At 58.1% G+C, this 13,543-nt stretch carries 13 protein-coding genes; 12 read left to right on the forward strand and 1 reads right to left on the reverse strand.

What is annotated here, in order from left to right; all coding sequences use genetic code 11:
• Positions 1-4 precede the first annotated feature (4 nt).
• The 12 genes from ACTRWH_RS03005 (at position 5) to ACTRWH_RS03060 (ending at position 12,967) form a co-directional block, all read left to right on the forward strand.
• Positions 5-1,993 (forward strand): VWA domain-containing protein, encoded by a 1,989-nt coding sequence (locus ACTRWH_RS03005; RefSeq protein ID WP_462825875.1) that lies wholly within the window; start codon positions 5-7, stop codon positions 1,991-1,993.
• A 108-nt stretch (positions 1,994-2,101) separates the two neighbouring features.
• Entirely contained in the window at positions 2,102-2,944 is an 843-nt protein-coding gene (locus tag ACTRWH_RS03010) for an AAA family ATPase (RefSeq protein WP_036205447.1), read from the forward strand.
• Between the two features lie 22 nt (positions 2,945-2,966).
• Positions 2,967-4,145 carry a vWA domain-containing protein gene (locus ACTRWH_RS03015; RefSeq protein WP_007152565.1) on the forward strand — a complete coding sequence of 393 codons (1,179 nt, stop codon included), beginning with the start codon at positions 2,967-2,969 and terminating at the stop codon, positions 4,143-4,145.
• Positions 4,146-4,450: 305 nt separating this feature from the next.
• Positions 4,451-5,011, forward strand: a complete 561-nt coding sequence (locus ACTRWH_RS03020) for a hypothetical protein (protein ID WP_052479513.1) — start codon at positions 4,451-4,453, stop codon at positions 5,009-5,011.
• A gap of 9 nt (positions 5,012-5,020) precedes the next feature.
• Positions 5,021-6,664 (forward strand): tetratricopeptide repeat protein, encoded by a 1,644-nt coding sequence (locus ACTRWH_RS03025; RefSeq protein ID WP_462825876.1) that lies wholly within the window; start codon positions 5,021-5,023, stop codon positions 6,662-6,664.
• Complete coding sequence (locus ACTRWH_RS03030; protein WP_462825877.1) at positions 6,661-9,465, forward strand: tetratricopeptide repeat protein; 2,805 nt, start codon at positions 6,661-6,663, stop codon at positions 9,463-9,465. The genes ACTRWH_RS03025 and ACTRWH_RS03030 overlap by 4 nt, the downstream gene beginning before the upstream one ends.
• Entirely contained in the window at positions 9,455-9,922 is a 468-nt protein-coding gene (locus tag ACTRWH_RS03035) for a tetratricopeptide repeat protein (protein WP_199480484.1), read from the forward strand. Before ACTRWH_RS03030 ends, ACTRWH_RS03035 begins: the two co-directional genes overlap by 11 nt.
• Complete coding sequence (locus ACTRWH_RS03040) at positions 9,923-10,273, forward strand: hypothetical protein (protein ID WP_462825878.1); 351 nt, start codon at positions 9,923-9,925, stop codon at positions 10,271-10,273. It begins immediately after the preceding gene.
• 18 nt (positions 10,274-10,291) lie between these two features.
• The gene (locus ACTRWH_RS03045; protein ID WP_036205450.1) at positions 10,292-10,936 is read left to right on the forward strand and encodes a MotA/TolQ/ExbB proton channel family protein; all 645 of its coding nucleotides are present in this window, start codon (positions 10,292-10,294) and stop codon (positions 10,934-10,936) included.
• Between the two features lie 15 nt (positions 10,937-10,951).
• Positions 10,952-11,467: an ExbD/TolR family protein gene (locus ACTRWH_RS03050; protein ID WP_036205451.1), complete on the forward strand. Its 516-nt coding sequence runs from the start codon at positions 10,952-10,954 to the stop codon at positions 11,465-11,467.
• On the forward strand, positions 11,464-11,958 hold the full coding sequence (locus ACTRWH_RS03055; protein ID WP_036205453.1) for an ExbD/TolR family protein: 495 nt from the start codon (positions 11,464-11,466) through the stop codon (positions 11,956-11,958). Before ACTRWH_RS03050 ends, ACTRWH_RS03055 begins: the two co-directional genes overlap by 4 nt.
• Positions 11,951-12,967: an AgmX/PglI C-terminal domain-containing protein gene (locus tag ACTRWH_RS03060; RefSeq protein WP_462825879.1), complete on the forward strand. Its 1,017-nt coding sequence runs from the start codon at positions 11,951-11,953 to the stop codon at positions 12,965-12,967. Before ACTRWH_RS03055 ends, ACTRWH_RS03060 begins: the two co-directional genes overlap by 8 nt.
• Positions 12,968-12,985: 18 nt before the next feature.
• Here the strand turns inward: ACTRWH_RS03060 and ACTRWH_RS03065 are convergent, their stop codons facing one another.
• Positions 12,986-13,471 (reverse strand): MaoC/PaaZ C-terminal domain-containing protein, encoded by a 486-nt coding sequence (locus ACTRWH_RS03065; protein WP_036205454.1) that lies wholly within the window; start codon positions 13,469-13,471, stop codon positions 12,986-12,988.
• Between the last annotated feature and the right edge of the window lie 72 nt (positions 13,472-13,543).

Below are 13,543 nucleotides of genomic sequence, written 5' to 3' on the forward strand. Positions count from 1 at the left end.
CCTGATGCGACTTCTAAGCCGCCTGTTTGCTGTCATCCTCATCCTGCCAATTACGGCGCTTGCACAGCAGGCGCCAACCCTGCAGTTACCCGACAGTGCCGATGTCCGAATTATTGTCGACATCTCCGGCTCCATGAAAACCAACGATCCGGACAACCTGCGCCGCCCGGCTGTGCGCCTGTTGGCGCGTATGCTGCCTCGGCAAGCCAATGCCGGAGTCTGGACCTTTGGTCAGTACGTCAACATGCTGGTGCCCCATGGCAAAGTCACTGATGACTGGCGGGGGCTGGCTGTCGAACGCTCAGATGAGATTAATTCGGTCGCCCTTCGGACCAATCTGGGGGAGGCGATTCAGGTTGCCAGTGATGATTACCTGTTGGGCTCGGAGAGCCTCGATAATACGGACTTCATTCTACTCACCGATGGCAAAGTGGATATCTCCGACAACGAGAGCGCCAATGATCGGGAGCGTGAGCGGATTCTGGGGGCATTGCTGGACGATCTGAGCAGCCGCGGTGCCACCCTTCATACCGTCGCATTGTCCGAGGAGGCAGATCTTGCTCTTTTGAAGAGCCTTGCGGAACGCACCGGGGGCCGCTATGCCCTTGCGTCGTCCGCTGATGCACTGACTCTGGCTTTTCTTGAAGCGCTGAACACCGCTGTACCGCAGCAGCAGATTCCCATTGAGGATAATGGCTTTCAGGTGGATGGTGGCGTAGAGGAATTTACCGCGCTGATTTTTCGCGCTGGTAACGAGTCTGCCGCTAACCGAACGCTTGAACTGGTCAGTCCCGGCGGCACCAAGGCAGGGCCGGACTCAGCCACCGAGGGAATGCGTTGGGTGCGCGAAACGGAATACGACCTGATTACCGTCACCGATCCTGAGGCGGGCGACTGGACGATCAACGGCGAGTTGGGTGAGGGCAGTCGGGTCACTGTCGTCAGCGATCTGCGGATGGTGGTGAGCCCGGTCCCGCCAACATTCACGGAGAACGAACCAGTATCCCTTCAGGTGGCCTTCTTTGAGGAAGACCGAAAAATTGAAAACCGGGACTTCCTGGGGGTTATCGATGTCAGTGTGTCACTAACCTCAGAGGACGGGCGCAGCGGTAACAAGGTGTTGTCTCCGGATGAGCCGCCGCAGGACGGCGTCTATACGGACACCATCACACGACTGCCTGATGCCGGTGAATACCAACTCAGCGTTGTTGCGGACGGTCAAACGTTCTCCCGACGCTTCAGTACCGTTACCCGATATATTCAGCCCGAGGGCGAACAAGCCCCAATTGAGGCAGTCGTTTCTGACGAGCCCTCGCAGGAAGCGTCAGTGATGGAGGATGAGTTGCCAGAGGCCTCACCCGCTCCCGAAATTGAATCGCCTGTGTCCAGTTCCGGGCCGATCGATATCAGCCAGGTTGAAGAGCCAGAACCGAAGCCGCTTGAGGAGCAGCCTGTCGATAAGGAAGAGGCGGAACCGGAAACGCCGGCCACCGTTGAGGAGGCGGCGAGCGGCATTCCGTTCTGGGTATGGGCCGCTGCCGGCACCTTGGGTGTGGTGGCTGTCGCCGGGGTGGCATTCCTGTTCGTCAAGCGCAGAAAATCAGCGCAGGATCAGGGCAACAACGAGGAGCCGCCCCTCGTCGCAGAGGAAACGCCGGAGGAAGAGGCTACCGCCGCACCCGAATCTGAACAGGCGCCTGAAGACGTACCCGCAGAGATACCAGAACCGGTGCCGGAACCCGAACCGGAACCCGAACCCGAACCGGAAGAATTGCCGGAACCTGAAGAAGTGCCGGAACTTCAGCAAGACGAAGCGTTGCCCGAGGACGATATCCCCGTTGCTGATGCGGAGGTGGAGGACGGTGAAGACGAATTCGGGCTGGAGGACTTTGATCTCTCCGAGTTCGACGATTTGCCAGCCACTGATGAGGATAGTGAGCCCACCGACGACGAGTCTGAAAACGACGATAAGGATGGCGGAAAGGATCGGTAGTTGGCGGTTAATCGAACAGGGCTCTTATCAGAACGGCTTCGGTTCTCTATACTCTGAGTCTATTTTCAAACAGACGTTTAACCGTTAATTGAACAGGACACTATCAGCATGAAGTTTACCGGTACCGAGAAATATGTTGCCACTGATGACCTGCAGATGGCCGTCAACGCAGCCATAACGCTGCAACGCCCGCTACTGATCAAGGGCGAGCCCGGCACTGGTAAAACCCTCCTGGCCGAAGAAATGGCTGCGTCCCTCGGCCTGCGCCTGATTCCCTGGCACATCAAATCCACCACTAAGGCTCAACAGGGACTGTACGAATACGATGCGGTCTCCCGTCTGCGGGATTCCCAGCTCGGTGACGAGAAGGTCAAGGACATCAGCAACTACATCGTCAAGGGCAAGTTGTGGGAAGCCTTCGAATCCGAGGAACAGGTGGTACTGCTGATCGATGAAATCGACAAGGCGGACATCGAGTTCCCGAATGATCTTCTGCTTGAACTCGATCGCATGGAATTCTTCGTCTACGAGACACAGCAGTCTGTGCGTGCCAAGCATCGGCCTATCATCGTGATCACCAGTAACAACGAAAAGGAACTGCCGGACGCTTTTCTGCGCCGTTGTTTCTTCCACTACATCAGCTTCCCGGATCACGACACCATGAAGAGCATTGTGGACGTGCACTTCCCGGGTCTGCAGCAGCAGGTAGTTCGCGATGCGCTGGAAGTTTTCTTCGACGTTCGCAAGGTGCCAGGGCTGAAGAAGAAGCCGTCCACTTCAGAACTGATCGATTGGCTCAAACTGCTGATGGCGGATGAGCTGTCTGCCAAAATGTTGCAGGAGAAGGACACCAGTTCCGCCTTGCCGCCGCTGTATGGCGCACTGGTGAAGAACGAGCAGGATGTTCACCTGTTGCAGAAGCTGGCCTTCATGGCCCGTCGTCGCAGCTGAAATTCAGCAAGAGCAGCACCCTATGTTGATTGATTTCTTTCTCGAAGTCCGGCGGGCCAAGGTGCCCGCCAGTCTGCGCGAACTCCTCGACCTGCTTGAAGCTCTGCAGAACAGGCTCGCCTTTGCGAATATGGAAGAGTTTTACTACCTGGCTCGTGTCTGCCTGGTCAAGGACGAGCGCCATTTCGATAAATTCGACCGGGCGTTCCAGGCCTATTTCGAGGGCATAGAAAACCTCGATGACCTGATGCAGGCGTTGATTCCGGATGATTGGCTGCGCGCGGAATTTGAAAAGCAGCTGTCAGAAGAGGACAAGGCCAAAATCGATTCCCTCGGCGGGCTGGAAGAGCTGATCGATACCTTCAAGAAACGCATGGAAGAGCAGAAGGAGCGTCATCAGGGCGGCAACAAGTGGATTGGCACTGGTGGTACCTCACCCTTTGGTGCGAACGGTTACAACCCGGAAGGTTTTCGCATTGGCCAGAACAAGGGGCGTCATGGCCGCGCCGTAAAGGTTTGGGAAAAACGGGAGTTCAAGGACCTGGACGACAGCGTCACTCTCGGCATTCGCAATATCAAGGTGGCCATGCGTCGGCTGCGTAAGTTTGCTCGCCAGGGTGCCGCGGACCAGCTCGACATGGACGATACTATCCGCTCCACTGCCCGCAATGCCGGGTACCTCGACTTGAAGATGGTTCCCGAGCGGCACAATGCGGTCAAAGTCCTGATCTTCTTCGACGTGGGTGGCTCCATGGACCCTCACGTGCGGGTCTGCGAGGAGCTCTTTTCGGCTGCTCGGCTCGAATTCAAGCACATGGAGTACTTCTACTTTCATAATTTCATCTATGAAAGCGTGTGGAAAAACAACATCCGCCGGATGAACGAAACAACGAGCACCTGGGACATTCTTCACAAGTACACGCCGGACTACAAAGTGATCTTTGTAGGGGATGCCACCATGGCGCCCTATGAGGTGTCACACCCCGGCGGGTCCATCGAACACTGGAACGAGGAAGCGGGCGCAACGTGGTTTCAGCGCATTACCGATCACTTCCGCAAGGTGGTGTGGATCAATCCATTGCCGGAGAGCTACTGGGGCATGGGTGGGTCGCTCGGTATGACCCGTCAGCTGGTTAATGACCACATGTATCCGTTGACCATTGAAGGCCTGGAATCGGCCATGAAACAACTGAGCAAATAAAAAAAAGCCGATGCGGTTGAGAGCATCGGCTAAGCTCGGCATATCAAACGGGGTGGCCAAAAGGCTGTCCCGCGCTTCTCTCGGAGCAAATCCGGGGCCAGTTTAAAATAGTTAATATAAATCAGTTAATTAGAATAATTTTCGTGCATCTCCCGTGAACGGGAGATTCCTCGACGTTTTGCTCCTGTCAAAAAATCCGACGGTTTCGGATTTCCAATTGGTGATCTGGATACCGTTCTTGCCTGTTACCAAGTGTTACTCTTTCTGCCGGTTTGTTACAGAACATTGCTAGAGGCAGGAAGCGTATGGTCGCCGGAGCGCAGCAAACAGTAACGGTCGGGCGCCAGGTCAGGGTGGCGTGGCTGGTCATTTTGGTCATGATGGTGGCATCTCAGCTCGGTTTGACGCGTAGCGCCTTTGCTGAATCGCTGGACCAGGAGATCGACCGCCTGAAAGCCGATGTGGCGGACCTCAGCCAGACCTTGTACCAACTGGAGGAGAACGTACTCTACCCAGTCGACACGCAAGTGGCAGTTTTCCTGACACTCAGGAATCGGGAGGGGCTGGATCTGGACTCGGTTGAACTGTACCTGAACGACACGCCAGTTGCTTCTCACCTCTATACCGACCAGGAACGTGACTCCCTGAAGCAGGGCGGTGTCCAGCGGCTCTATATCGGTAACCTGCCTCATGGCGCCCATCAACTAAAAGCGGTTCTGACGGCACGTTCAGCGAACGAGCGCTTTGTTCGCCGTGAAGCGACCCATCAATTTCGGAAGCGGCCCGGTGAATCCCGCATACAGATGTCTCTGGATGCCGCGGCGCCGGACTACGAACCAGTGGTTTCGTTTCAGGAATGGAAATAGGGCGAAAGGATGGTCGTGCTCGCTAAGCTTCGGAAAGTCTCCACACTGTTTGCTCTCAGTCTGACCGCGGCCCTTATCCCGGGGCTGGCGTCCGGAGGCAGCGATTTGGTGTCGTTGCACTTGGGGCTCGCACAATTCGCCCTGGACACCCATGACCCGGCTGCAGCATTGCGTTATACCCGGAATGCCACTACCGAAGCCGAACGCCTGGTTCGCGCTAAAGCACTTTTGGTTACGGGGAGTCATCAAGAGGCTGAACGGCTGCTGAAAGAACTGATCGAAGGACAGTATTACCGGGGGCAGGCGGCACTATTGCTGGCGGAACTGCCGACGGACTCTGGAGACAACAAAACCCGGGAATACCTTGAAACTGCTGCGAAGCGGGCCAGTGGCAGTGACCGGCAAAAGGCGCTTTATCGATTGGCCGAGATTGAGCGGGAGGCGGGGCATACCGATCGGGCCGGGAAGGTGCTGGCGTCCATGGAGCCAGGCTATTGGGCTGCGCTGGGTTACATGAACATTGCGGCTGACTACGGCAGGCAGGACCGGAATCCATCGCGAGCACTGGTTGCACTTCGAGTGGCTCTGGCCATGTCCGAAGAAGACGTCGACAGCCAACGCAGCCAGGAACTCAGAAGCCGACTACTGGTTCGCGCCGGCTACCTTGCTTACGATCACGGAGACTACGAAAAGGCCATCGGCTTCCTGGAGAAAATCCCCCTGGAAAGCTACAGCACATCCCATGGCCTCTACCTTCACGGTCTTGCGCTCTCTGCCAGTGGCAACCAGCGGGCGGCAATGCAGTCCTGGCATCGCGCCAAAAAGTACCCACTGGCCTATCCTGGTGTGGCCAATGCCTGGCTTGGAACGGGTAGGGGGTACGACCTCGCCGGTTACCTGGGGCAGGCGGGTGAAGCTTATCTAGCAGCAAATGCGTCCTATGAAAGTGAACGGGTGACCCTTCGCAAACTGGCTGACCAGATCCGTCAGAAAGGTGCGTATCAGGCGCTGGTACTGGATGCACGGAACTCTGAGGCCCAATGGTTCCTTGCCGACAACCGTACGCTCACACAGCCCCGTACTGCCTATCTAATTCGTTTCATTGAGCAGCCCGCTGCCCAGGCCGCCGTCAACCGGGTGGCTGAACTGAAGGAGATGAGGCAAACACTGAATCAGCGGGAAGACAGCCTTGCTGTTTTTCGGGGGGCCATCAGTGAACGTTTGGGGCCTGTGGGGCACAACGTTGATGGCGGTCCCTTCAACGAAGAAATCAAAGAGCTGGTGCAGCGGTTGGCGAACCTGAAAGCCCGGACCATCTCTCCTGCACAACAAGAGGCGCTGAAAGGTGTAGCCAGGACATTGGCCGATCTGAAAGTGTCCGTTGGCAGGCTTGATGGAAGATTGAAAAAGAAAGATCGCAAGCTCAATGAACTGATGACACGCACCGACCATGCGCTGGAGCGGATACGGACGGTCCGTCGCACGGCCGATGCACTTCTGAGCAGGGCGGAGTCGGAACTGGATGAACTGGCTCTGGCCTATGTCGAAGAGCAGGATCACCGTATGGCGTTTGCGTTGGATCGGACCGAGCAGCAGATTGCCCACCTCTACGAGTACCTGGCCCTGGAAAACCTTGAGCGAGGTCAGCCATGAAGCCAGTGGTGTCAATTTCCCTGACGGTGCTGTTTACAGCGTTCGCGGCGAGTGCCCAGGCACAGGAATCTTTCCGGGTAGAGCTGGGTCGCGACGGCGAAACCATCGCTGATATGCGCCCGGTTTTTCTGGAATTCCAGTCCCGACCGATGCCGGCCATATCGCCAACAGAAGTTGCCCGTCGATACCAGCGATTGTTTGAACACTCTGATGAACCTGAAGTACGCATTGATGCACTTAACCGACTTTCCAATATCCAGAAGGTGACTGACGAGGACGTCAGCTTCAGCGAAGAACGCGAACAACAGGTATACCGACAGGCGCTGGAAAGTTACGAATCCATTCTCGACAGGGGCGCCTACCAGGGCCGGCTTGATGAATTGCTATACCAGATGGCGAAGGCTCATGCCTACACGGGGCAGGCGGAGGAGTCTATTGACCGGTTACGCCAACTGGTTGGTCTGTATCCTTCGTCCTCCCTGGTACCTGAGGCCCGCTTCCGCATTGCCGAGGCAGCGTTTTCGGCGGGAGACTATGCCGAGGCTGAGTCCGAGTACAGCCGTGTGATCTCGAGTGACGGCACCGATAGCCTGAAAACCAAGGCCCGATATATGCAGGGCTGGAGCCAGTACAAGCAAGGGTCTTCTGGCCGGACAAGGGCCGCAAAGACGTTCCTGGCGGTACTGGACGGTGTCGGTGAGGAAACCAGTGGGTTTCGCCGCATTCCTGCCAGCGACGCTGAACTGGTTGACGACACCTTCAGGATTGTCGCTCTGATGGCGGCGGAAGACCGGGGCGTTGAATCCCTGGCAAGCTGGTTGACCGATGCGGGTGGCAAGGGCTTCGGGTACCTGCTGTACGACAGGCTGGCAGATTACTACGCCAGCAACCGGCGTTTTGAAGACAGCGTGGCGGTGAACAATGCCTTTGTTCGCGATTTCCAGGCGCATAACGCCGTACCGGCCTTTCTGGCCCAGAATGTGGATGTCCGGCGCATGGCGGGGCAAACTGATCGCGCAAGGGCCGCCAGGGCTGAGTATGTCCAGGCATTTGCGGGCGATGCCCGTTACCAGCAACTCGCGAAAGCGGATCAGGAACGCTGGCAGAATTTCAGCCGGTCACTGGCGGACTATCACTATGATCAGGCCGAAGAGGGGCAAGCGGAGCGCCAAGTGGCATCTTTCCGGTTGGCTGGGGGTTACTACAGCCAGTTGGCTGGCCGGAGCGGCGAGAAGGGGGGCGTTCTTCGCCTGGCCGGTGATGCGTTCCTGCAGGCAGGTGACCACACTGACGCCTTCGAGCATTACCAGCGTGCGGCTTATGACACGGATCATGAGACAAAAGAGTATCCGGGGGCGGCGGATGCCGCCTGGGCTGCCATCGTAATTCAGCGTGATGCGCTGGACAATCGCAATTCACTTCCCGCGACACTGGACGACCTGGCTGCAGCCGCCGACCGCTTTGCGGCTGAGTTCCCAGAGGACGAACGTCAGGCTGGTCTGACGGCGGATATCGCCAACCGAATGCTCGCGGAGCATCGTTATGCTGAGGCCCTTCGGTTTGCCGAGCTTGCCATAGCCCATCCGTTGGTCAGCCCAGCCGAACGCTACAGTGCCTGGGTCGCAGCCGGTGAGGCGAACCTGGCGATGGCGTCTTATGGGCTTGCTGAAAATGCCTGGCGTCAAGCACTGGCACTGATTTCAGAGGGGCTGTTACAGGAAGGGCGGGCCAAAGATACCGACAGTCTGAAACGGCAACTAGCCAGCAGCATCTACTACCAGGGGGAGAAAGCGGCGAGTGAGGGCCGGATTGATACCGCCGTGGCGCATTTTCAGCGTGTGGAGTCTGCGTTTCCGGGGTCGGACATTGCGATCAAGGGCCGTTACGACGCAGCGAATACACTTCTGAAGGCAGAGCGCTGGCAGGCTGCCGTTAATGAACTGACCCGATTTCGCACGGATTACCCGCAGCATGACCTGACCCCAACCGTAGGCGAAAAGCTGGTGTTTGCCTATCAGTCATCGGGCCAACGGGTGCGCGCGGCGGATGAAATCATGCGTGCCGACGAAGGAGAGTCGCCGTCCTGGGATCAGCAACTGAGGGCGGCTGAGCTGTATCACAAGGCAGAGGCCCATGCGCGTCGCAATCGCATCTACGTCGCGTGGCTCAACCGCGATTCCGCTGCCGCCGATTCCGAGAGCCATATCCGTAGTCAGACCCTGCGCCAGCGTCTTGTGCTCGACGATGTGGAGCCGCGGCGATATCGAATCGAGTTGGTAGAGCGAGAGCTCGCCAGCCAGTGGCATTCGGAAGACACGCTGGCGTGGGCTGGTCGGGCAGCCATCGTGCTGGGGGCGGAGGACTCCGAGCGCTTTGCCGATGTTTCGCTACAGATTCCATTGGCCGAATCCCTGGCGCGTAAACAAGCGGCCCTCTCGGCTGCGCGGGAGCGTCTATCACAAGCTGAGAAGCTGATTGGTGAGGGTGCGCGTTCGGAAATTCTGTTCCGTCGGGCGGAGCTGTACCGGGTGATGGCGCAGGATCTCATGACGTCAGAAGCGCCGGCGAATCTGAGCGACCTTGAGGCAACCCAGTACCGGATGTTGCTTGAAGAAGAGGCCTACCCGTTCGAAGAGAAGGCTATTGACCTGCACGCAAGGAATCATCAACGCCTGGCGGAAGGCCGGTTTGATGAGTGGATGGAACGCAGCCTGCAAGTTCTGGCGGACCTGTTCCCCGGCAGGTACGACCGGGAGGTGCGCTGGATGACGTGGAATGAGGAGGTCAACGATGATGCCTGAAACAGCACGTGCGGTTCTGCTCACAGGGTGTCTCGCATTGCTGGCGGGGTGCGCCAGCCAGCCCAGGCCGGAGCCGGTGGTCGTCGACACCGCCGAGGCCAGTGAACTGGCACGTCAGGCCTGGGAGGCACACCAGCAGGGACGCAAGGAAGAGGCCCTCGAACGGTACCGTGAGGCTTTTGATATGAACCCGGGCAACGCGCTCACGGCTAACAACCTGGCATTGTTGCTGCGAGAACAGGGACGATTTGAGGAGGCGGTGGCGGTGCTGGAGACGGGGCTCAGCCATTCCCCGGCTACCGCCGAACTGCATTACAACCTTGCCGTTATCTCAGAGCTGTATCTGCTGGACCTGGACGGCGCACTGGCGCATTACCGCCGTTACCGCGAATTGGCGGGCACCGAGGAGAAGCAGGTGGCCGGATGGATTGCGGACCTTGAAAGGAGGCTGGACTGAATGCGCTTTTATCGACGATTGGCGACGGCCGGGATGAGCTTGATGCTTACCCCGTTCATGGCTTTTGCAAATGAGGCGTCCAATGCCTCGGAAGCGGTTGTGTCTCAGGCCGCGGATAACACCGTCGCACTGGGCGTGGAGGGAATCAACCGCCATACCGGGGACGATGATCCCGGCGTGCTTTATATCCTGCCCTGGCAGCCGCCGACCTTGCCGCGGCGTTCACGCGCTGAACTGGATGCCGGAAGCGAGGAACTGCTCGAACCCAAGGACCCGCTGACCCTTGAGCGTCACCGGACGTTTCGTACAACCCTGAATCCATTGTTGGATTCCACTCTTTCCCTGCAGTAGAGAACCGGGAGTCTGAATATGCTGGAAACTGTTGTTCGTTTTTTTCAGGAAGGTGGTCCCTTCATGTACCCGATTGCCATTGTGCTGGCCATCGGCCTGGCGATTACCGTTGAGCGTTTCATCTATCTCGCTTCGGTGCGCCGCCGGAACCGGCTTGCCTTTGAAAAGGGCATACTGCCGCTGCTGAGGAAACGGGATTACCAGCGAGCGATGAAAGCCGCGACAGGCTCTGACAGTGCCATCGCGTCGATCATGAGCGCTGGCATTGGTCGGCTACTGAATAATCACTCCCGCGAAGATGTTGAGTACGCCATGGAAGAGGGGTTGATGGAAGTCTTGCCCCGTCTTGAGAAACGTACCCAATACCTGGCAACCCTGGCCAACATCGCGACACTCCTGGGCTTGTTGGGCACGATCATCGGCCTTATCGCCGCGTTTACGGCAGTGGCCGCTGCAGATCCGTCCCAGAAGGCGTCGCTGTTGTCGGAAAGTATCTCCGTTGCCATGAATACCACGGCGTTCGGGCTGATGTCGGCCATTCCCCTGTTGATGTTTCATGCACTGCTTCAGACCCGTACCAATGAAATCGTCGACAGTTTCGAGATGGCCGGGGTGAAGCTGCTGAACATTATCTCCGAGCAGCCCGCCCCCCAATCCGCCTGAGCCAGGGTTTGCCGCATGAGACGAAAACATCGCAGGCTTGTCAGCAATCCGGAACTGGATATCACGCCATTCCTGAATCTGATGATCGTGTTAGTCCCGGTATTGCTGCTGGGCATGGTCTTTAGCCAGATTCGTATGATTGAGCTCGACTTTCCCGGGATGGAGTCGGGTGAGGCGCCACAGGCTGATGAACTGCGGCTGGTGGTGGCGTTGATACCCCAGGGCCTGGAAGTGCTGGACAGTGAGAGAGGCGTGATCCGGACCCTGCCGTTGATTGAGGGGGAACAGGACTTCGACGGCCTGAGGGAAACTCTCAAGCAGATCAAGAAGCGGGTGCCGGAGAAGACTGACATCGTTCTGGAGGTCAGCCCGGACATCGACTATCAGACTCTGGTGACTGCGATGGATACGCTCCGCTCCTATCCGGCAGTTGTTGCGGCCAGTGTGGTGAAGGGAGAGCTTTTCCCGGATGTGGCACTGGCAGACGCACCTGAAAACCGGACGTTATCGGTCGAAGGGGAGGGTGCATGAAGACCTCCCGCCGTGCCCGTCGTATCCAGCGCCACTACAGCCGTATGCACCGCCCGGGAGGCCTGAATCTGGTGTCCCTGATGGACATCTTCACGATCCTGGTGTTCTTCCTGATGGTGAACTCGTCCGATGTAAAGGTTATGCAGAACACGGCCGATGTCCCACTGCCGCAATCGACCGCGGACAAGGAGGCGGTCGAAACCCTGATGGTCCAGGTAATCGGACGGTCCATTCTCGTGCAGGGCCGGGAAGTTGCACGGTTGGATGGCATTGAAACCGGGGACAGCACCATCGGTGGGCTGGCGGATGAGCTTGCCTGGGTGCGTAACCGGAGGGGCCAGGTGCCGGAGCAGGGTCATGAGGTGACCATAATGGCAGGGCGCGCCACCGACTACCGGTTATTGAGAAAGATCATGCAAACCTGCATCGATGAAGACTTCCGGCAGGTCCGGCTGGCTGTTGAGTCGGCGAAGGAGGTCGGCAATGGCTGAGCGTCAGAACCTCTCTCCCAACAATCTCGCGACCAAACACCTTTCATCCGGGTTGCCATGGGGCGCGGAAAAGGGAGAAAACCGCCGTTTTGTGCTGGCATTGTTGGTGATGGTGGCGGTCTTTCTGCCTCCTGCGCTGCTTATTCCGGCGTTTCAGCTTCCGGAACCCGACCGCAGCGAGGCGGAGAAGATTCCGCCCCAGTTGGCGCGACTGGTAGAGCAACGCGAGGCGCCAAAGCCGATTCCAGTGCCTGAGGTTGAACCTGAACCTGAACCCGAGCCGGCTCCGGAATCTGAGCCCGAGCCCGAACCTGAAAGTACAGAACCCAAAGCGGTGGAGCCGGAATTGGCTGAAGAGGTGCCCCCACCCGAGCCTGTGCGCCCGACACCCGCTCCTTCCCAAACGGTCGAGCAGGCGCGTGAAACCGCCTCCAGATCGGGTCTGATGGCAATGCAGGACCAACTTGCCAGTATGCGGGCGCCAGAGCCGGACGCCGTGGACACCCTGGCGGCCAACGTCGATGCCGAGACCGCAAGCGGCGATGGAGATCTGTTCGGTGCCGAAACTGACCCCGGCAGGGCGCTTGCTGGCAGCGGCGGCGTCACTCGGGAAGCCGCGCCAGAAACTGAGGTGGCAGTGGCTGGCCATCAGGTTCGTAACGTGGAGGTGGCGCAGGAAGCAGCGCCAGAAGCTGCGCCGGAGCCCACCGGCGGACCGGGGCAGCGGGGCATGAGCAACATCCGCCAGGTGTTCGACGCCCAGAAAACGTCACTCTACTCCCTCTACCGACGCGAGCTGCGTCAGGACCCGACGCTGGAAGGTAAGGTTATGCTGGAATTGGTGATCGAACCGGATGGGTCAGTATCGCGTTGCGAGGTGGTGAGCTCCGAGCTGGGCAATCAAAGCCTGGAGCAACGCATTGCCATGCGCGTGCGCCTGTTCAATTTCGGCGAGGACGATGTGGAACCCAGGACGGTGCGATTCCCCATCGATTTCCTGCCGGGTTAATTCAGTGGCCCGTATACGCTAGTGCGCTATGGTAATTTTTGGTAGCTGTGGCTTGCTCAGGGACATCTTCTGGGTAGGGGCGATCACTTTCGCCTCACCGGTCACAACCCGCTCATCGTTCTGATTGCGGACATCGCAGGATAGGGTTACGCGGTTTTTGCGTTCCTTGGCCAGTACTGTCAATGTCACCGTCAGGGTGTCGTCCAGCTTTACCGGGCGCTTGAAAGCCAGGCTCTGTTCCAGGTATATGGTGCCGGGGCCCGGCATCACGGTGGCCAGGGCCGCGGAAATCAGTGAGCCGCTCCACATGCCATGGGCAATCCGCTCCTGGAACATGGAGTCGGCGGCAAACTCCGAATCCAGGTGGACCGGGTTCACATCTCCGGAGACAGCAGCGAACAACACCAGTTCGTCCTCGGTCAGTGTTTTCACATAGGTTGCGGAGTCGCCTTCCTGGAGTTCGTCGTAGGTGATGTTCTCAAGCGTGTCCAAAGTGTCGCTCATGATGGGCTCCAGTGTTGGTGTGATTAGGTTGGTGGCTGCAACCGCTACAGTTCTGCTTTGAAAACTACCTCA

This window comes from Marinobacter sp. G5_S1_61_S3 (assembly GCF_054968585.1).